Source organism: Enterobacter sp. UPMP2060, from assembly GCF_053709655.1.
In genome coordinates, this window is record NZ_JBSKJQ010000006.1 from 155,282 (window position 1) to 175,534 (window position 20,253).

17 protein-coding genes are annotated in these 20,253 nt (G+C 56.3%); 4 read left to right on the top strand and 13 right to left on the bottom strand.

The window, feature by feature from the left end:
* Positions 1-13 precede the first annotated feature (13 nt).
* The 4 genes from cysC to cysG are packed head-to-tail and all read right to left on the bottom strand — an operon-like array spanning position 14 to position 4,329.
* Complete coding sequence (gene cysC, locus ACWKXN_RS14395; RefSeq protein WP_087823270.1) at positions 14-619, bottom strand: adenylyl-sulfate kinase; 606 nt, start codon at positions 617-619, stop codon at positions 14-16.
* The gene (gene cysN, locus ACWKXN_RS14400) at positions 619-2,043 is read right to left on the bottom strand and encodes a sulfate adenylyltransferase subunit CysN (RefSeq protein ID WP_023308996.1); all 1,425 of its coding nucleotides are present in this window, start codon (positions 2,041-2,043) and stop codon (positions 619-621) included. Before cysN ends, cysC begins: the two co-directional genes overlap by 1 nt.
* Positions 2,044-2,052: 9 nt before the next feature.
* Entirely contained in the window at positions 2,053-2,961 is a 909-nt protein-coding gene (cysD, locus tag ACWKXN_RS14405; RefSeq protein WP_010434549.1) for a sulfate adenylyltransferase subunit CysD, read from the bottom strand.
* 9 nt (positions 2,962-2,970) lie between these two features.
* Positions 2,971-4,329 carry a siroheme synthase CysG gene (gene cysG / locus ACWKXN_RS14410; protein ID WP_454543951.1) on the bottom strand — a complete coding sequence of 453 codons (1,359 nt, stop codon included), beginning with the start codon at positions 4,327-4,329 and terminating at the stop codon, positions 2,971-2,973.
* 237 nt (positions 4,330-4,566) lie between these two features.
* On the opposite strand from cysG, the gene ACWKXN_RS14415 reads away from it, so the two are divergent.
* The gene (locus ACWKXN_RS14415) at positions 4,567-5,610 is read left to right on the top strand and encodes an aminopeptidase (RefSeq protein ID WP_047650262.1); all 1,044 of its coding nucleotides are present in this window, start codon (positions 4,567-4,569) and stop codon (positions 5,608-5,610) included.
* Positions 5,611-5,727: 117 nt separating this feature from the next.
* On the opposite strand, the gene cysH is transcribed toward ACWKXN_RS14415, so the two are convergent.
* The 3 genes from cysH to cysJ are packed head-to-tail and all read right to left on the bottom strand — an operon-like array spanning position 5,728 to position 9,995.
* Positions 5,728-6,462, bottom strand: a complete 735-nt coding sequence (gene cysH, locus ACWKXN_RS14420; RefSeq protein ID WP_182931142.1) for a phosphoadenosine phosphosulfate reductase — start codon at positions 6,460-6,462, stop codon at positions 5,728-5,730.
* A gap of 15 nt (positions 6,463-6,477) precedes the next feature.
* The gene (cysI, locus tag ACWKXN_RS14425; protein ID WP_320717428.1) at positions 6,478-8,190 is read right to left on the bottom strand and encodes an assimilatory sulfite reductase (NADPH) hemoprotein subunit; all 1,713 of its coding nucleotides are present in this window, start codon (positions 8,188-8,190) and stop codon (positions 6,478-6,480) included.
* Positions 8,190-9,995 (bottom strand): NADPH-dependent assimilatory sulfite reductase flavoprotein subunit, encoded by a 1,806-nt coding sequence (gene cysJ, locus ACWKXN_RS14430; RefSeq protein ID WP_033146415.1) that lies wholly within the window; start codon positions 9,993-9,995, stop codon positions 8,190-8,192. Before cysJ ends, cysI begins: the two co-directional genes overlap by 1 nt.
* A 306-nt stretch (positions 9,996-10,301) precedes the next feature.
* On the opposite strand from cysJ, the gene queD reads away from it, so the two are divergent.
* A complete protein-coding gene (gene queD / locus ACWKXN_RS14435) occupies positions 10,302-10,664 on the top strand; it encodes a 6-carboxytetrahydropterin synthase QueD (RefSeq protein WP_023309002.1) in 363 nt (120 codons plus the stop codon).
* Positions 10,665-10,692: 28 nt separating this feature from the next.
* Here the strand turns inward: queD and queE are convergent, their stop codons facing one another.
* Genes queE through ACWKXN_RS14450 form a run of 3 tightly spaced genes read right to left on the bottom strand, consistent with a single transcriptional unit; the run spans position 10,693 to position 13,685 of the window.
* Entirely contained in the window at positions 10,693-11,364 is a 672-nt protein-coding gene (queE, locus tag ACWKXN_RS14440; RefSeq protein ID WP_182931144.1) for a 7-carboxy-7-deazaguanine synthase QueE, read from the bottom strand.
* A gap of 54 nt (positions 11,365-11,418) precedes the next feature.
* Positions 11,419-12,126, bottom strand: coding sequence for an N-acetylmannosamine-6-phosphate 2-epimerase (locus ACWKXN_RS14445; protein WP_182931145.1), 708 nt, complete (start codon positions 12,124-12,126; stop codon positions 11,419-11,421).
* Entirely contained in the window at positions 12,126-13,685 is a 1,560-nt protein-coding gene (locus tag ACWKXN_RS14450; protein ID WP_033146417.1) for a PTS transporter subunit EIIC, read from the bottom strand. Before ACWKXN_RS14450 ends, ACWKXN_RS14445 begins: the two co-directional genes overlap by 1 nt.
* 165 nt (positions 13,686-13,850) lie before the next feature.
* Between ACWKXN_RS14450 and ACWKXN_RS14455 the strand changes: the two genes are divergently transcribed.
* Positions 13,851-14,675, top strand: coding sequence for a MurR/RpiR family transcriptional regulator (locus ACWKXN_RS14455; protein WP_182071555.1), 825 nt, complete (start codon positions 13,851-13,853; stop codon positions 14,673-14,675).
* 358 nt (positions 14,676-15,033) lie between these two features.
* On the top strand, positions 15,034-16,143 hold the full coding sequence (locus ACWKXN_RS14460; protein WP_182931146.1) for an SDR family oxidoreductase: 1,110 nt from the start codon (positions 15,034-15,036) through the stop codon (positions 16,141-16,143).
* A gap of 53 nt (positions 16,144-16,196) precedes the next feature.
* Here ACWKXN_RS14460 and eno read toward each other — a convergent pair whose 3' ends face one another.
* From eno to mazG, 3 genes are all read right to left on the bottom strand, one after another.
* Positions 16,197-17,495, bottom strand: a complete 1,299-nt coding sequence (gene eno / locus ACWKXN_RS14465; RefSeq protein ID WP_023309012.1) for a phosphopyruvate hydratase — start codon at positions 17,493-17,495, stop codon at positions 16,197-16,199.
* A gap of 82 nt (positions 17,496-17,577) precedes the next feature.
* Positions 17,578-19,215, bottom strand: coding sequence for a glutamine hydrolyzing CTP synthase (pyrG, locus tag ACWKXN_RS14470; protein WP_023309013.1), 1,638 nt, complete (start codon positions 19,213-19,215; stop codon positions 17,578-17,580).
* Positions 19,216-19,438: 223 nt separating this feature from the next.
* Complete coding sequence (gene mazG / locus ACWKXN_RS14475) at positions 19,439-20,230, bottom strand: nucleoside triphosphate pyrophosphohydrolase (RefSeq protein WP_023333241.1); 792 nt, start codon at positions 20,228-20,230, stop codon at positions 19,439-19,441.
* Positions 20,231-20,253: the final 23 nt, after the last annotated feature.

The window sequence follows — 20,253 nt, forward strand, 5'->3', positions numbered from 1 at the left end:
GAACGATACCGCCTCAGGATCTGATAATATCGTCCCGTCTGAGCAGGTCTAATAATTGGCTTACTAAATTTGTTACCAATTGTTGACCTTCCAGGTGAATTTCAGGCGATTCAGGCGCTTCGTATACCGCGTCAATTCCGGTGAAGTTGCGCAGTTCTCCGGCACGCGCTTTCTTGTACAGCCCTTTCGGGTCGCGCGCTTCGCAAATCTCCAGCGGCGTATCGACAAACACCTCGATAAAGCGATCCTGGCCCACGCGTTCGCGCACCATCTGGCGCTCGGCGCGGTGCGGAGAGATAAACGCGGTCAGCACCACCAGCCCGGCGTCAGCCATCAGGCTGGCGACTTCGCCCACCCGGCGGATGTTCTCTTTGCGGTCATCGTCGCTAAACCCTAAATCGCTGCACAGGCCGTGACGCACGTTGTCGCCATCCAGCAGGTACGTGCTTACGCCCTGCTGATGCAACGCCTCTTCCAGCGCGCCGGCCACCGTCGATTTACCCGAGCCGGACAGCCCGGTAAACCACAGCACGACCCCACGGTGACCGTGGAGCTGTTCGCGCTGGGCGACGGTGATCGGATGAGGATGCCAGACGACGTTCTCATCATGGGCGGCCATTACTTGCCTCCCAGCAGGTCGCGTGCACCCCAGTGCGGGAAGTGTTTACGCACCAGCGCGTTCAGTTCCAGCTCGAAGGCGCTGAATTCAGACGTCGCGGCAGCCTGTTTAATCGGTTCGCGCACCATACCGGCCCCGACGGTAACGTTGGTCAGCCTGTCGATAAAGATAAGACCTCCCGTGACCGGATTCTGCTGATACGGATCCAGCACCAGCGGTTCGTCGAAGGTCAGATCGACCAGACCAATGCCGTTCAGCGGCAGCTCGGTGACGTCACGCTGGGTCAGGTTGTTGATATCCACCTGGAACTGAATACCGTCCACGCGGGCGCGGGTTTTCTTGCCGGCAATTTTGATGTCATAGCTCTGGCCAGCGGTCAGCGGCTGTTCGGCCATCCACACCACGTCCACGGAAGCCCCCTGCACTGCCGCCAGCGTTTCCTGCGCGTCAACCAGCAGGTCGCCCCGGCTGATATCAATTTCGTCTTTCAGCACCAGCGTTACGGCTTCACCGGCGCCCGCTTCCTGCAGGTCACCGTCGAAGGTGACGATGCGGGCGATAGTCGATTCCACGCCGGATGGCAGCACCTTGACGCGCTGACCTACCTTCACGGAGCCTGACGCGAGGGTGCCTGAGAAGCCGCGGAAATCGAGGTTTGGACGGTTCACGTACTGCACCGGGAAGCGCATCGGCTGGGTATCGACCACGCGCTGAATTTCAACGGTTTCCAGCACTTCCAGCAGCGTCGGACCGCTGTACCACGGCATGTTCGCGCTCTGGGAGGCGACGTTATCCCCTTCCAGCGCCGAGAGCGGTACAAAGCGAATATCCAGGTTGCCCGGCAGCTGTTCGGCAAAGGTCAGATAGCTCTGGCGGATCTCCTCGAACTTCTCTTCGCTGAAGTTGACCAGATCCATCTTGTTGACCGCCACCACCAGGTGTTTGATCCCCAGCAGCGTCGAGATAAAGCTGTGACGACGGGTCTGATCCAGCACGCCTTTTCGCGCGTCCATCAGCAGGATCGCCAGGTCGCAGGTGGACGCGCCGGTCGCCATGTTGCGGGTGTACTGCTCGTGCCCCGGGGTATCGGCGATAATAAATTTGCGCTTCTCGGTAGAGAAGTAGCGGTAGGCCACATCGATGGTGATGCCCTGCTCGCGCTCCGCCTGCAGGCCGTCCACCAGCAGCGCCAGGTCGAGTTTTTCACCCTGGGTGCCGTGACGCTTACTGTCGTTATGCAGGGAAGAGAGCTGATCTTCGTAAATCTGGCGCGTATCGTGCAGCAGGCGGCCAATCAGGGTACTTTTCCCGTCATCCACGCTGCCGCAGGTCAGAAAACGCAGCAGGCTTTTGTGTTGTTGCGCGTGCAGATACGCTTCCACGCCGCCTTCGTTGGCAATTTGTTGAGCAATAGTGGTGTTCATGGCGGCTCCTTAGAAATAACCCTGACGTTTCTTCAGCTCCATGGAGCCTGCCTGGTCGCGGTCAATCACGCGCCCCTGTCGCTCGCTGGTGGTGGACACCAGCATCTCTTCGATGATCTCCGGCAGCGTCTGCGCGCTGGATTCCACCGCCCCGGTCAGCGGCCAGCAGCCGAGGGTACGGAAGCGCACCATCTGTTGTTTGATCACTTCGCCCGGCTGCAGGTCGATACGATCGTCGTCGATCATCATCAGCATGCCGTCGCGCTCCAGCACCGGGCGCTCGGCGGCCAGATACAGCGGAACGATTTCAATGTTTTCCAGATAGATGTACTGCCAGATGTCCAGCTCGGTCCAGTTGGAGAGCGGGAAGACGCGAATGCTTTCGCCTTTGTTAATCTGACCGTTGTAGTTGTGCCACAGCTCCGGACGCTGGTTTTTCGGATCCCAGCGGTGGAAGCGGTCGCGGAAAGAGTAGATACGTTCTTTGGCGCGGGATTTCTCCTCGTCACGGCGCGCGCCGCCGAAGGCCGCGTCAAAACCGTATTTGTTCAGCGCCTGCTTCAGCCCTTCGGTTTTCATGATGTCGGTGTGCTTGGCGCTGCCGTGCACGAACGGGTTAATGCCCATCGCCACCCCTTCCGGGTTTTTATGCACCAGCAGCTCGCAGCCGTAGGCTTTCGCGGTACGGTCGCGGAACTCGTACATTTCGCGGAATTTCCAGCCGGTATCCACGTGCAGCAGCGGGAACGGCAGCGTGCCCGGATAAAACGCTTTACGCGCCAGATGCAGCATGACGCTGGAATCTTTACCGATGGAGTACATCATCACCGGGTTAGAAAACTCGGCGGCCACTTCGCGGATGATATGGATACTCTCCGCTTCGAGCTGCCGCAGGTGTGTAAGACGTTTTTGGTCCATAACCGTTCCTTAAGCCAAATTTACGACAGAAGAACCAAAGCCTTCTGCATCGGTTGTGTGTTGGAACCAGGCGAGCGTGCTGTGCAGCTGCACCACTTCTCCCACCACGATCAGGGCGGGCATCGGGGCGTCTTTCGCCAGGGTTGCAAGATGTTCCAGCGTGCCCGTCGCAACGTGCTGATCGACGCGCGTGCCGCGAGAAATGACGGCAACGGGCGTCGTCGCCTCGCGACCGTGCTGAATAAGCTGTTCGCTGATGTCCGCCGCCTTCATCGTGCCCATGTATATCGCCAGCGTCTGGCGGCTCTGGGCGAGATGCGACCAGTCGAACGGCGTGCTGTCGGCCTTGTAGTGGCCGGTCACAAAGGTCACGCTCTGGGCGTAATCGCGGTGGGTCAACGGGATACCGGCGTAGGCCGTTACCGCAGAGGCCGCCGTGATGCCGGGCACCACCTGGAACGGTATGCCCGCTTCGGCTGCCGCCTGCAGCTCTTCGCCGCCGCGACCAAAAATGAACGGATCGCCCCCTTTCAGGCGCACCACGGTTTTACCCGCTTTGGCGGCGTCAACCAGCATCTGGTTGGTGTCGTGCTGCGGCACCGAGTGCTCGCCTGCCCGTTTGCCGACGCAGATTTGCTCCGCGTCGCGACGGATCAGCTCGCGCACGCCGTCGGTGACCAGATGGTCGTAGAACACCACGTCCGCGTCCTGCAGCACCTGCAGGCCGCGCAGCGTCAGAAGCCCGGCATCGCCCGGCCCTGCGCCCACCAGAATGATCTCCCCGCCCGTACTGCCGGGGTTATCCAGTTCGTCCTCGAGAATTTTCTGCGCTGCCGTCTCATTACCGGCATGCATCAGGCTGGCAAAGCGGCCGCGAAACACGCGTTCCCAGAAGCGACGGCGTTCCGTTACGCTGGTCAGGCGCGTTTTCAGGTGGTTGCGCCAGTAGCTGGCTTTTTCCGCCATGCGCCCGAGGCTGGTCGGCAGCAGCGCTTCGATTTTTTCACGCAGCACGCGCGCCAGCACCGGTGCGGTACCGCCGGAGGAGATCGCCACCAGCAGCGGAGAACGGTCAACGATCGACGGGAAGATGAACGAACATAACGGCTGGTCGTCCACCACGTTCACCAGGCGGTAACGGGCCTGAGCGGCGTCGGAAATCCGCCGGTTCAGGTCGCGATCTTCGGTCGCCGCAATCACCAGCACGACGCTGTCGATTTGTGATTCGTCAAAATCCGCTTCTGCCACTACCCGCACCTGCGCCCCTGCGCGTTGCAGAAACGCGATTTTGCGATCGGCAGTTTCACCCGTGCCAACAACCAGCACCGGCTTCTCTTTTATCGCGGCAAATAAGGGCAGATAGTCCACAAGCAACAACTCACTAACAACGAGGAATAAAGGGACTATAGGGGGCAGCTTAGACCGAATGAAATTACGAATTGGAATGAGTAGTTACTCAATGGAATAACGCCGTGAAAAAGCTAATACCAAAAAGTGCTTAACACGCGAAATTTCGGGCATTTAAGACCAATTCAAATTGTGTATGGACGATCACAGTTTCATACTAGGCGGGTTATTATTTTGCTCAGTTTTTAAGGACTCACTATGTTTTCCGCAACGCGCCACCGTATCGCTGCCCTGGCGCTCGGCGTTTGCTTTATTCTTCCTGCCCAGGCAAAAAACCAACCTTATGGTGAAATCGCCACTATGCAGGCGCGGCATATTGCCACCGTCTTTCCAGGCCGCATGACCGGCTCGCCTGCGGAGATGCTCTCCGCGGACTATCTTCGCCAGCAGTTTGCCGGGATGGGCTACCAGAGCGATATCCGGTCGTTTCACAGCCGCTACGTCTATACCTCACGAAATAAAACGAAAAACTGGCATAACGTGACCGGCAGTACGGTTATCGCGGCGCATGAAGGTCGCGCGGCTGAACAGATTATTATCATGGCTCACCTTGATACCTACGCTCCGATGAGCGATGCCGATACGGATAACAACCTCGGCGGGCTGACGCTGCAGGGCATGGACGACAACGCGGCGGGCCTGGGCGTGATGCTCGAACTGGCCGAGCGGATGAAAGATATTCCAACGCAGTATGGCATTCGTTTCGTGGCTACCAGCGGTGAGGAAGAGGGCAAACTCGGCGCTGAGAATCTCCTTAAACGCATGAGCGCTGAGGAGAAGAAAAATACGCTGCTGGTGATCAACCTCGATAACCTGATCGTCGGCGATAAGCTTTATTTCAACAGCGGGCAGAGTACGCCGGGACCCGTGCGGAAACTGACGCGCGACCGGGCGCTGGCGATAGCCCGCAGCCATGGCGTTTTTGCCACGACCAATCCGGGCGGGAATCCTGCTTTCCCACGCGGAACAGGCTGCTGCAACGACGGGGAAGTCTTCGATAAGGCGGGCATTCCGGTGCTGTACGTGGAAGCGACAAACTGGGCGTTGGGCAAGAAAGATGGCTATCAGCAACGCGCTAAATCGAAAGCCTTCCCGGACGGGACAAGCTGGCACAACGTGATGCTGGATAATCAGCAGCACATTGACAGCGCGCTGCCGCAGCGGATTGAGCACCGCAGTCGTGATGTGGTGAAGGTCATGCTGCCGCTGGTGAAGGAGCTGGCGAAAGCGGGGAAAGCCTAGTGCTTATTTTCCCCTCACCCCTGCCCTCTCCCCTAAGGGGCGAGGGAGAAAAGACGGCTCCGAGCAATCCCCTCTCCCCTTAGGGGAGAGGGTTAGGGTGAGGGGGGGGATAAGGAATCATCCTTCGTGCAGCCCGCACTCGCGCTTCAGCCCAAAGAATCGCGTCTCTTCTTCCGCCATTCCCGGTTCCCATTTGCGCGTGGTATGGGTATCGCCCACCGACAGATAGCCCTGGTCCCACAGCGGATGGTACTTCAGCCCGTGTTTTTGCAGATACTGATACACCGTACGGTTATCCCAGTCGATAATCGGCAGCACTTTAAATACCCCGCGCTGGACCGCCAGCACCGGTAAGGTTGCACGGCTGCCGGACTGCTCGCGGCGCAGCCCCGCAAACCACGTCTGCGCATTGAGCTCTTTCAGCGCCCGGTTCATCGGCTCGACTTTGTTGATCTCATTGTATTTCTCAATGCCCTCAACGCCCTGCTCCCACAGCTTACCGTAGCGCGCCTCCTGCCAGGCCGTGCTTTCCGTCGCGCGGTACACTTTGAGGTTCAGCTTGAGCTTGTCCGTCAGCTCGTCAATAAACTGGTAGGTTTCAGGAAACAGGTAGCCGGTATCGGTAAGGATCACCGGAATGTCCGGACGGATCTGATTCACCAGATGCAGGCTGACCGCCGCCTGAATACCAAAGCTCGACGAGAGCACATAGTCTCCCGGCAGGTTTTCCAGCGCCCACGCCACACGCCCTTCGGCGTCCAGCTTTTCAAGGCGGGCATTGGTTTCTGCCAGCGCCAGAATGCGTTCGACTTTAGGCAGATCGTTAAGGGCGTTTAGATCGAGTACGGACATAATTACCTCTCGTGGTTACTCCCAGAAATCCCTTGCGGGATCGAGCACCGGGCGAATGATGCCCGCACGCACCGTAAAGTCGCCGAAGCCTTCACCCGCTTCGCGCTCTTTCGCCCAGCGCCCGACAAGCTCGTCGATGGAATCAAGGATTTCCGGCTCGGTAATGTTCTCGCGGAACATACGCGGAATGCGCGTGCCGATACGGTTACCGCCCAGGTGCAAGTTGTAACGACCCGGCGCTTTCCCCACCAGACCCAGCTCGGCCAGCATCGCGCGGCCGCAGCCGTTCGGGCAGCCGGTGACGCGCATAACAATATGCTCGTCCGGAATACCGTGTTTTTCCAGAATCGCCTCCACTTTGTCAGTGAATGACGGCAGGAAACGTTCCGCTTCGGCCATCGCCAGCGGACAGGTCGGGAACGACACGCAGGCCATGGAGTTTTCACGCTGCGGCTTAACCGCCTCCATCAACCCATGATCGCGCGCCAGCTTCTCGATCTTCGCCTTCTGGCTCTCCGGCACGCCGGCAATAATGAGATTCTGGTTAGCGGTAATGCGGAATTCGCCTTTATGGATCTTAGCAATTTCCAGCAGACCAGTTTTCAGCGGACGGCCCGGATAATCCAGAATACGACCGTTTTCAATAAACAGCGTCAGGTGCCATTTATTGTCGATACCTTTCACCCATCCAATGCGATCGCCGCGACCGGTGAATTCGTAAGGACGGATCGGCTCAAATTTGATCCCCGCACGACGCTCCACTTCCTCTTTGAACGTCTCAACGCCCACGCGCTCCAGGGTGTATTTGGTTTTCGCGTTTTTACGGTCGGTACGGTTGCCCCAGTCGCGCTGCGTGGTCACTACCGCTTCCGCCACGGCCAGCGTGTGCTCCAGCGGCAGGAAGCCGAACTCGCTCGCGGTGCGGGCGTAGGTTTTCTTATTACCGTGTTCAATGGACAGGCCGCCGCCCACCAGCAGGTTAAAGCCGACCAGCTTGCCGTTTTCGGCAATCGCCACGAAGTTCATGTCGTTGGCGTGCAGATCGATATCGTTCTGCGGTGGGATCACGACCGTGGTTTTAAACTTACGCGGCAGATAGGTCTGGCCAAGGATCGGTTCTTCGTCCGTGGTGGCGACTTTTTCCTGATCGAGCCAAATCTCCGCATAGGCGCGGGTGCGCGGCAGCAGGTGCTCAGAGATCTTCTTCGCCCACTCGTACGCTTCGGCGTGCAGCTGGGACTCATACGGGTTCGAGGTGCAAAGCACGTTACGGTTCATGTCGTTGGCGGTCGCCAGCGCGTCCAGCCCGACCGAGTGCAGCATCTGATGCACCGGCTTGACGTTCTTCTTCAGAATGCCGTGGAACTGGAAGGTCTGACGGTTGGTCAGGCGGATGCTGCCATAAATCGTGTTTTCACCGGCAAACTTGTCGATGGCCTGCCACTGTTTGGTGGTGATCACCCCGCCCGGCAGACGGCAGCGCAGCAGCATCGCATGACGCGGCTCCAGCTTCTGTTCGGCACGCTCGGCGCGGATGTCGCGATCGTCCTGCTGGTACATGCCGTGGAAGCGGATCAGCAGGAAGTTGTCGCCTTTGAAGCCGCCGGTGAGACCGTCATTCAGATCTTCAGCAATGGTGCCGCGCAGATAGTTGCTTTCCAGCTTCATGCGCTCGGCGTCTGTCAGTTTACCTTCGACCACCAGTGGCCCTGGATGTTTTTCGCTCATTAGTAGACATCTCGCTGATAACGGCGCTCAACGCGCAGCTCACTTAAAAATTCATCCGCCGTTTCGGCATCCATACCGCCGAATTCGGCAATCACTTCCAGCAGTGCCTGCTCAACGTCCTTCGCCATGCGATTGGCGTCGCCGCAGACATAAATGTGGGCACCGTCATTGATCCAGCGCCACAGCTCTGCGCCCTGTTCGCGCAGTTTATCTTGTACGTATACTTTTTCTTTCTGGTCGCGGGACCAGGCCAGATCGATGCGGGTCAGTACGCCTTCTTTCACATAGCGCTGCCACTCAACCTGGTAGAGGAAATCCTCGGTAAAGTGCGGGTTGCCGAAGAACAGCCAGTTTTTACCCGGCGCTTCATCTGCCGCGCGCTGCTGCATGAAGGCGCGGAACGGCGCAATGCCGGTGCCCGGGCCAATCATGATGACCGGCGTTTCCGGGTTCGCCGGCAGGCGGAAGTTGTCGTTGTGCTCGATAAAGACGCGCACTTCGCCCTCTTCTTCCACGCGATCCGCCAGGAAGCTTGATGCCCCACCCGCACGGGCGCGGCCTTCGATGTCGTAACGCACCACGCCGACGGTAATATGCACTTCACTCTCCACTTCGGCCTGCGAAGAGGCGATGGAGTACAGGCGCGGCGTCAGCGGTCGCAGCAGGCCGATCAGCGCATCGGCATCCAGCTGAGCCGGAGAGAAACGCACCATATCGACAATTGGCGTCGTCGCGGCGTAATGCTGCAGCTTCGCCTTGTCGCCCACCAGCGGCAGCAGGGATTCGCTGCGCGTTAAGGTGGCATAATTTTCGACGATATTCGGGGTGTTCACCGTCAGCTCGAAATGCCACTGCAGCGCCTCTGCAAGCGGCTGGGTTTTGCCGTCAACGGTGACGGGCTCGTCACCCTTCAGCCACAGCAGCTCAACCAGCTCTTTCACCAGAGCCGGATCGTTCTGATACCAGATACCCAGCGCGTCGCCCGGCTGATAGCGCAGGCCAGAGTCGCCGAGATCGATCTCGATATGGCGCACATCTTTTTCCGAATCGCGGCCGGTGATTTTCTGGTTCACCGACAGGCTCGCCGTCAGCGGCGCCTCTTTGGTGTACGGGCTGGTATGGATGTCGTTGACGGCACCCGTCGCGGTGAACGCGGCCTGCGCCGACGTCTCTTTCGGCACGCGCGCTTTCAGCACCTCAACGATGCGCGCACGCCATTCGGCGGCGGCGGTCTGGTATTCAACATCCGCGTCAACGCGGTCCAGCAGGCGCTCCGCGCCCAGCTCCGCCAGCCTGCTGTCGAAGTCTTTACCGGACTGGCAGAAGAATTCATACGAGGTATCGCCAAGGCCAAATACGGCAAACGCCGTGGCATCCAGCTTCGGCGCTTTTTTCGAGAACAGGAACTTGTGCAGCGCCACCGCTTCTTCAGCAGGTTCACCTTCACCCTGCGTAGAGGCGACCACCACCAGCAGTTTTTCTGACGCGATTTGCTTAAATTTATAATCCCCGGCGTTGACCAGGTTCACGTTCAGTTTGGCGGCCAGCAGGTCGTCACGCAGCGCTTCGGCCACGCGGCGCGCATTGCCCGTCTGCGAGGCGGAAATCAGGGTAATGGCCGGAATTTCAACGGCCGTTACCGGTGCACCCGCCACAGCGCCAGGCTGCTGATTGAGCATTCCCCAGAAATAACCGGAGACCCAGGCAAGCTGAGTGGGAGAAAAATCAGAGGTGGCAGCCTGAAGGCGCGCCAGTTGCTCCGGGTTCAGGGGAAGCAAATTTGAAGGTGGGGCCTGTGTTGTCATGCGTCGTTATGTTCCAGTAGCCAAGCGGACTTTAAGCGAATAAATCCAAACTGAAGATAAGGTTAACGGCGAGGATAATAACAATTAAAGAAGGGATGGAAATAATAAATAACCAAATGGACTAACCTGTTTTAGTTGTCATACTTAGCGATAAAACCGATTAATTAACCCTCTGAAAATTATCGATAAAAGCATCAAAAAACGCCTGTTAACGAGACGCCAGGCTTCAGAGCCGTTTTAGTTAATGCTAAAAATTGTGCTTTCCGGTACTATGCGGCGGTTTTTTCCGCATTACTGAGAGCGATCATGTCCACCACACTGTTTAAAGATTTCACCTTCGAAGCCGCCCACCACCTTCCGCATGTCCCTGAAGGGCATAAATGCGGCCGTCTGCACGGGCATTCGTTCATGGTGCGTCTTGAGATCACCGGTGAAGTTGATCCGCATACCGGTTGGATCATGGATTTTGCCGAACTGAAGGCGGCGTTTAAGCCGACCTACGATCGTCTGGATCATTACTACCTGAATGATATCCCGGGCCTTGAAAACCCGACCAGCGAAGTGCTGGCGAAATGGATTTGGGATCAGATGAAGCCGCTGGTGCCGCTGCTGAGCGCGGTGATGATCAAAGAGACCTGTACCGCCGGCTGTATCTATCGCGGGGAGTAAAAAAAGCCCGGCTAAACCGGGCTTTTTTTTAGGCAATATTCAGGTACTTGTGCGTCTGCATCGACAGGCGCCAGTTGCGCGCAATACAGGTTTCAATGCACAGGCGCGTCGCGTCGTCTTTCTGGCTGATCGGCTGTAGCGCAATGACGCGCTGCTTTTCATCCGTCAGCGTTGCCAGCAGTTCATCCAGCGCTTCGATATCACGCACGCGCCCAACCGGGTGCTTAATCTCATCCGCGCGTTCCAGCGCCTGAGACAGCACGTCATACCCGCCGCGCATATTCACTTTTGGCGATACCGTCACCCAGGTGGTGTGTGAAGAGCGCACTTCATGGGTGCCGCTGGTTTCAATCTGGCAGCTGTAGCCGTTCTTTTCGAGCAGTTCGGTCAGCGGCGTCAGATCGTGGATACAGGGTTCACCGCCGGTGATCACCACGTGGCGCGCCGTCCAGCCCTGACGACCAATAATGGCCAGCAGATCTTCTGAACTGCCCGCGCCCCACTTATCGCTCTCTTTGGTTTTCGCCAGAATGCTAAACAGCGACACTTCCCGATCTGCGAGCTTATCCCACGTATGTTTGGTATCACACCAGGCACAGCCAACCGGGCATCCCTGTAAACGAATGAAAATAGCGGGAACGCCGGTAAAGTAACCCTCGCCTTGCAGGGTCTGGAACATCTCGTTAATCGGGTACTGCATAGTCATCTCAGTAAAGGGGATAAACGATAAGTATCGCAGATCCCCGCAGGATGGTCATGCTCCATCGGTGCTTTGCGCGCCAATCGCCGCCATAAAACGCTCGGTAATTTGCTGTGGACGGGTGATGGCGCCGCCGACGACGACCGTATGCGCGCCCAGCGCCAGGCATCTGGCCGCGCGTTCAGGCGTATCCACGTTGCCTTCGGCAACCACGGGAACCGTCACGGCAGCCAGCGCGGCCTTCAGGAACGCGCAGTCGTTCTCCGGAAGCGAATGGCCCGCCGTTTCCGCCGTATAGCCGTAAAGCGTGGTGCCGACACAGTCAAAACCAAGCGCCTGTGCCGTCACGGCTTCGCCCACGGTGGAAATATCCGCCATCAGCAGTACCGCGGGATAGCGCGAGCGGATGCGCGTGACCAGCGTTTCCAGGGATTCTCCACCGGGACGCTCCCGCGCCGTCGCATCAAGCGCAATGATTTCCGGAGAGACGGCCATGAGCTCATCCACCTCTTTCATCGTGGCGGTGATAAACACCTCGCTTTCCGGGTAATCCCGTTTGATGATGCCGATAACAGGCAAAGAGACCTGCTGCTTAATGGCCTCGATATCCACCACGCTGTTGGCACGAATGGCAGCGGCCCCGCCCTGCGCCGCCGCCAGCGCCATGCGCGACATAATAAACGGGCTGTGCAGCGGTTCATTCTCCAGCGCCTGACAGGAGACGACCAGTTTTCCCTTCAGGTTATCCAGTACAGTTTTCATTACGATAAGATCTCTTCCACTTCGTTTTTGATAATCGTGACGTGCGGGCCATAAATGACCTGAACCCCGTTACCGCGTACGATAACGCCGCGCGCGCCGGTGGCTTTCAGCGCCGCATCATTCACTTTGCTGCCGTCCTTCACCGTGACGCGAAGCCGCGTGGCGCAGCAGTCCACCTCTTCCAGATTCTCTTTTCCGCCTAATCCCGCGATCACCGCAACGGCGCGCTCGCTCTGCGAGAAGGTCACCTCATTGGCCATCGCCTCCTTTTCCCGACCCGGCGTGGCAAAATCAAAGCGGTTAATCAGATAGCGGAAGGTGAAGTAGTAAAGGAAGAACCACGGCACGCCGACCAGCGGAACGAACATCCAGTTGGTTTTGGCCTCTCCCTGCAAAATGCCGAACAGCACGAAGTCAATAAAACCGCCGGAGAAGGTTTGCCCGATGGTGATATGCAGCATGTGCGCGAGCATGAACGCCAGCCCGTCAAACAGCGCATGAATGACGTAAAGCACAGGCGCAATAAACAGGAAGGAAAACTCGATAGGCTCGGTAATCCCGGTCAGGAACGAGGTTAGCGCCGCAGAGAGCAGCAGCCCGGCAACGCGCTTTTTGTTCTCCGGTTTTGCCGTGTGGTACATCGCCAGACACGCGCCGAGCAGGCCAAACATCATCGTAATAAAGCGCCCGGACATGAAGCGCGACGTGCCCTCATAGAAATGCTGCGTGTTCGGGTCGGCCAGCTGGGCGAAGAAGATCCGCTGTGTGCCCTCGACGAGGTGACCGTTAACAATCTCACTGCCGCCGAGCGCGGTGGTCCAGAACGGCAGATAGAAGATGTGGTGCAAACCAAACGGGCCCAGCATGCGTAAAATGAAGCCGTACAGCAGGGTGCCCAGATAGCCGGTGGCATCCACCAGCCCGCCGAGACCAAAAATCAGTTTCTGAAAATGCGGCCAGACCACCGTCATGAGCGCGCCGACGAGTATCGCCGCCAGCGAGCTGATGATGGGAACAAAGCGCGAGCCGCCAAAAAACCCGAGGAACTGCGGAAGCGCAATTTTATTAAACCGGTGATGGAGCGTGCAGGTCACCAGACCAATCACCACGCCGCCAAACACGCCGGTTTCCAGCGTCTGGATCCCCAGCGTCATTCCCTGCCCTACAGCGCCCGGGTTCTCGTGCGCCAGTTTGCCGGTGAGGATCAGCAGCGCGTTGATGGTGGCATTCATCACCAGAAACGCGAGTAGCGCCGCCAGCCCAGCCGTGCCCTTATCGCTTTTTGCCAACCCGACGGCTACCCCAACCGCAAACAGCACCGAGAGGTTCGCAAACACGATTGAACCGGCGCTGCTCATGATAGTGAAAATGGCCTGCAGCCAGCCCACATCTAAAAACGGATAAGCCGCCAGCGTATTGGGATTCGATAACGCGCCGCCTATCCCCAGCAGCAGGCCCGCCGCGGGCAGCACGGCGATAGGCAACATAAAGGATTTACCAAAGCGCTGCGCTTTTTCAAACCATCCCCCCGAAGAAGCACCACTGAACATTTGCATCATTTTTTCATCTCCCCGTTAAACGATGAAAATTTTTACCACATAAATATAACACAGTGAAAATTATCATCAAAAACCAGGAAGCCGATCATACTTTTTCAAAATGACTGGCATCTTTCCCCTCCTTTCCGCCACACTAGTCGCAGCGAAACACATTAAGGACGTGGCATGTCGGACCATGAAAATCTGCTGCTGAAGCTCCGCCAGGAGGCTTCCGGGTACAGCCCAACGCAACAAAAACTCGGTGAGTTTGTCCTCAGCGATCCTGCCCGGGTGCTCTACCTGACGATCACTGAACTGGCGCGCGAGAGCCGCACCAGCGAAGCCAGCGTCACGCGCCTTTGCCGGACGCTGGGCTGCAAGGGCTATAACGAATTTAAAATGGCGCTTGCGCTGGATATTCAGCAGGGCCAGCCCGCGCGTCAGGCGGGGGATGAGATTGATAACGTCGTGGATGAGTCGGTGCAGGCTTTGCAGGATACCGCCAGACTCCTCGACCGCGCGCTGCTTGAAAAAGCGGCGCTGGCGCTGCATCAGGCGCAATCCGTGCAGATTTATGGCGTCGCGGCCAGCGCGATCCTCGGGGAGTATCTGCATTACAAGCTGCTGCGGCTGGGCAAACCCGCACAGCTGTTTAGCGATATGCACCGTGCGGCCATGAATGCGACAACGCTTTCGAAAGATACGCTGGTTGTGGCCATCTCCAGTTCGGGTTCAACGCGGGATTTACTCCACGTGGTGAAGCTTGCCCGCAAGCGCGGCGTTAAGGTTCTGGCGCTCAGCAATACGCCCCGCAGCCCGCTGGCGTCTCTGAGCGACATGCAGCTGGTTGCCGCCAAACCAGAAGGCCCTCTAAGTGCAGGCGCGCTCAATGCTAAGGTTGGAGTGATGCTGCTGGTCGAGCTGTTGACCACGTCCATGATTGCGCTGGATGGTCATTACGGCGACGTTAGCCAGCAAACAGCCAGCGCCACGCTTCCCCTTTTGCTCTGAAAATCATTCGCAGGCTAAATAAATCGGCCTGCGTCTTATGTTGTCTGATTTGAGTTAAGTGGTGTTTAAAACATTTATTGAATAAATGTTTGGTGTAACAAATTATTATATTTATTACATTTTGAATTAGGTTTGCTATTCGGCACAGAATTCATAAAAACAATTAAATTCAATTGGTTAAAATTTAAATTTAAATAGAGTGAATTTTTACCCTTGTGATACTGTCCAATATATCCACCTGATTTCCTTTCCTTAAAATAAGCTTAAGACGCCATTGATTTCGGCGTTTTATTATTTAAATGCCGTTTACTTTTGCATGCCTACAATCCGCCTCATCAATCATAATGAGACGGTATTAATGAAGATGTTATTGATTACAGGCGTGACCGGATTTCTGGGCGGTGCAGTTCTTGAAAAAATCCTGACCAGCGATCAACCCGCAAAACTCCTTTTGCTTGCGCGCGCCAGCGATCCGCAGAGCGGGCTGGAGCGCGTGCTGGAGAACATGCGCAAGTTCAACGTTCCCGAGGACAAACTGGCCTCTCTGGGCGTGGATAATATCCTGATTGGCGACCTCAGCCAGCCGGATGCCTTCCTGAACGATCCCCGTCTGGATCGGGTCACGCACGTGATTAACTGTGCGGCCGTCGCCTCATTTGGTAATAACCCGCTGATCTGGAAGGTCAACGTTGAAGGTACGCTCGCGCTGGCGCGCCGTATGGAGCAGGTTACAGGACTGCAGCGTTTCCTCCACGTCGGCACCGCAATGTCATGCACGCCGGAGCAGGATTCACTGGTCGCCGAAAGCGCTGAATTCAGAGAGAATGCTGAACACCTGGTGGAATACACGTTTTCGAAGTCAACCATCGAACAGCTGATGCGCCAGGAGTGCCCTAACCTGCCGCTGCTCATCGCCCGTCCGTCCATCGTTGTCGGCCATACCCGTCACGGCTGCACGCCGTCGAGCAGCATTTTCTGGGTCTTTAGCATGGGCCTGATGCTGCAGAAGTTTATGTGCTCAATGGAAGACCGGATTGACGTTGTTCCGGTGGATTATTGCGCCGACGCGATGTTAATGCTGCTCAACAGCAATGCTCGTCCGGGAGAAGTGGTACACATTTCTGCGGGAGAAGAGAACAGCGTTCGCTTTGCGGATATCGATCAGGCAATGGCGCAGGCGCTGGAGAAAGCCCCCGTCGGGGATAAATATGCGCAGGTCAGCTACGAAACGCTGGTCAGAATGCGCCGCGAGCTGAAACATATTTTTGGGCCGTGCAACGAACGTCTGATGCTGAAAGCCATGCGTTTATACGGTGCATTTGCCACGCTTAACGTGCGCTTCAGCAACGATAAACTGCTGAGCATGGGGATGCCGAAGCCGCCCCGGTTTACGGATTACATCGCCCGCTGCGTGCAAACCACCCAGGGGCTGACCATTCCGGAGCAAATGGCGGTCGATTTTAAATAGCCAAAAAAAATGCCAGTCATTCGACTGGCATTTTCATTTTAAGGCTTAAGCAATTATGCCTGGCCTTTGATCTCTTTCAGACCGTTGTATGGTGCTTTTTCGCCCAGCGCTTCTTCGATACGAATCAGCTGGTTGTATTTAGCAACACGGTCAGAACGGCTCATAGAACCGGTTTTGATCTGGCCTGCAGCGGTACCTACAGCCAGGTCGGCAATGGTAGCGTCTTCAGTTTCGCCAGAACGGTGAGAGATAACAGCGGTGTAGCCAGCGTCTTTCGCCATTTTGATCGCAGCCAGAGTTTCGGTCAGAGAACCGATCTGGTTGAATTTGATCAGGATGGAGTTAACGATGCCTTTCTCGATGCCTTCTTTCAGGATCTTGGTGTTGGTTACGAACAGGTCGTCACCAACCAGCTGGATTTTGTCGCCCAGTACTTTAGTCTGGTATGCGAAGCCAGCCCAGTCAGACTCGTCCAGACCGTCTTCGATAGACACGATTGGGTACTGTTTGGTCAGGTCTTCCAGGAAGTGAGTGAACTCTTCGGAGGTGAACGCTTTGTTGCCTTCGCCAGCCAGAACGTATTTACCGTCTTTGTAGAATTCAGATGCTGCACAGTCCATCGCCAGGGTGATGTCTTTGCCCAGCTCGTAGCCAGCAGCTTTAACTGCTTCTGCGATAACGGCCAGTGCTTCTGCGTTAGAACCCAGGTTTGGCGCATAGCCACCTTCGTCACCAACAGCAGTGTTCATACCTTTAGCTTTCAGAACTTTAGCCAGGTTGTGGAACACTTCAGAACCCATACGTACCGCTTCTTTCAGGGATTTCGCGCCAACTGGCTGAATCATGAATTCCTGAATATCAACGTTGTTGTCTGCGTGCTCACCACCGTTGATGATGTTCATCATTGGTACAGGCATGGAGTATTTGCCTGGGGTGCCGTTCAGTTCAGCGATGTGCTCGAACAGTGGCATACCTTTCGCAGCAGCAGCCGCTTTGGCGTTCGCCAGAGAAACTGCCAGGATTGCGTTCGCACCGAAGTTAGATTTGTTTTCAGTACCGTCCAGATCGATCATGATCTTGTCGATGCCAGCCTGGTCTTTGGCGTCTTTGCCAAGGATTGCCTGAGCAATCGGACCGTTTACAGCGCCAACCGCTTTCAGTACGCCTTTGCCCAGGAAGCGGGATTTGTCGCCATCGCGCAGTTCCAGCGCTTCGCGAGAACCAGTAGAAGCACCTGATGGAGCAGCAGCCATACCAACGAAACCACCTTCCAGGTGAACTTCGGCTTCAACGGTCGGGTTACCACGGGAGTCGATGATTTCACGACCGATGACTTTAACGATTTTGGACATTAGATTTTCCTCAGTACAAGTTAAACTAAAACTCCAGACAAACAACGCGTACCAAAGGTACGCGTTGCCGTTCTAACTTTTTTTACTTCGCCTGACGCTTCTGGTAGTCGCTGGCGGCCTTCACAAAGCCTGCAAACAGCGGATGCCCGTCACGTGGCGTTGAAGTAAATTCCGGGTGGAACTGGCAGGCGACAAACCACGGATGGTTTGGCACTTCAATGATCTCGACTAACTGATCATCCCCGGAGCGGCCCGCAACACGCAGGCCCGCGGCTTCAATAGGTTTCAACAACATGTTGTTGACTTCATAGCGGTGACGATGGCGCTCGGTGATGACCGGCTCGCCGTACAGCTTGCGAACCACGCTATCGTCAGACAGCTGGCAGGCCTGTGCGCCAAGACGCATGGTGCCACCCAGATCGCTCTTCTCGGTACGGACTTCGACGTTACCTTCTTCGTCACGCCATTCAGTGATAAGCGCCACAACAGGGTACTTACAGTCTGGCACAAATTCCGTAGAGTTCGCGTTTTCCATTCCCGCTACGTTGCGCGCAAATTCGATCAGCGCAACCTGCATACCCAGACAGATGCCGAGGTATGGAATATTGTTTTCACGCGCATAGCGCGCGGTGGCGATCTTGCCTTCTACACCACGGTAGCCGAAGCCGCCAGGGATGAGGATAGCATCCAGATCTTTCAGGATTTCAACGCCACGCGTTTCAACATCCTGCGAATCAATCAGCTTGATGTTCACGGAAACACGGTTCTTCAGACCACCGTGTTTCAGCGCTTCGATCACTGACTTATAGGCATCCGGCAGTTCAATGTACTTGCCGACCATACCGATAGTCACTTCCCCTGCCGGGTTGGCTTCTTCATAAATAACCTGTTCCCATTCAGACAGGTTCGCTTCCGGACAGTTCAAGCTGAATCGTTTACAAATATAATCGTCCAGGCCCTGAGATTTCAACAGGCCCGGGATTTTATAAATGGAATCGACATCTTTCATTGAAATAACGGCTTTTTCAGGCACGTTACAGAACAATGCAATTTTCGCACGTTCGTTCGCCGGAACCGCACGATCGGAGCGGCAAACCAGGATATCTGGCTGAATACCAATGGAGAGCAGCTCTTTCACAGAGTGCTGAGTCGGCTTGGTTTTCACTTCACCTGCGGCGGCCATGTACGGCACCAGAGTCAGGTGCATGAACAGCGCGTGCTCACGGCCGATATCTACCGCCAGCTGACGAATCGCTTCCAGGAATGGCAGGGATTCGATATCACCCACGGTACCGCCGATTTCAACCAGCACCACGTCGTGGCCTTCGCCACCCGCAACAATGCGTTCTTTGATTGCGTTAGTGATGTGCGGGATAACCTGAACGGTTGCACCCAGATAGTCACCACGGCGCTCTTTACGCAGAACGTCGGAGTAGATGCGGCCAGTCGTGAAGTTATTACGACGGGTCATTTTGGTGCGGATGAAACGCTCGTAGTGGCCAAGATCCAGATCGGTTTCAGCGCCGTCTTCAGTAACGAACACTTCCCCGTGTTGGATTGGGCTCATGGTGCCCGGATCGACGTTGATGTACGGATCCAGTTTCATCATGGTCACATTGAGGCCACGGGCTTCAAGAATGGCTGCGAGGGAGGCTGCGGCAATGCCTTTACCCAGAGAGGATACGACCCCGCCGGTCACAAAAATATAGTTCGTTGTCATGCTGAACCTGAGAAGTTAGGGTGAAACGATGGAATAACCAGGACGGGAAAGTAGTATACCCGAACACGGCGAGCGCCACAAACTTTCATTCTCCGTCTCCATTCCAGGCCATGACAAACATAAGGAGTGAGAAAATAGCCCCTTTTGGGTAAATGTTTTTGACGCAAATCAAGCGCTTGTCATTTAAAAAATCACACAGATTGCGCTTGATCGCAAAATCTCGTTAGAGATCAGATTCCTGGCGCTTTACTTCCTGCCAGACTTCTTCCATTGCCTCGAGGTCAATTCCGCTCATTTCCAGGCCTCGCGAGGCGACAATCCGCTCAACTTCGCGAAAGCGTCGTTCGAATTTTAGGTTGGCTTTTTGCAGGGCGGTTTCCGCTTTTACACCCAGATGGCGAGAAAGGTTGACGGTTGCAAACAGCAGGTCGCCCATCTCTTCCTCAAGCTTTGCTTCATCCACCACCGCCTGCTGCGCTTCGTGCATGACTTCGTCAATCTCTTCGTGCACTTTATCGAGCACCGGGCCGAGGGAGGTCCAGTCAAAACCGACGGCGGAGCAGCGTTTCTGGATTTTATGCGCGCGCATCAGCGCGGGCAGGCTCAGCGGAATATCATCCAGCGCCGAGTGCTGGGATTTTTCCGCCCGCTCGGCGCTTTTGATCTGCTCCCAGCGGGCCAGCACCTCAGCGCTGTTCCCTGCGGTGGCATCGCCGAAGATATGGGGATGACGGCGCTCAAGCTTGTCGCTGATGGCAGCGCAGATATCGTCAAAGTTAAAGCGCCCCTCTTCCTGCGCCATTTGCGCATAGAACACCACCTGGAACAGCAGGTCGCCCAGCTCGCCGCGCAGGTCGTCAAAATCTTCGCGGGAAATGGCGTCCAGCACCTCGTAGGTTTCTTCGAGGGTATAAGGCGCAATGGTGGCGAAAGTCTGCTCTTTGTCCCACGGGCAGCCGTTTTCAGGATCGCGCAGGCGTTTCATGATGCCGAGCAGGCGGTCGATTTGAGTCATAGTGTTTTCCATTAAAAAAGCAA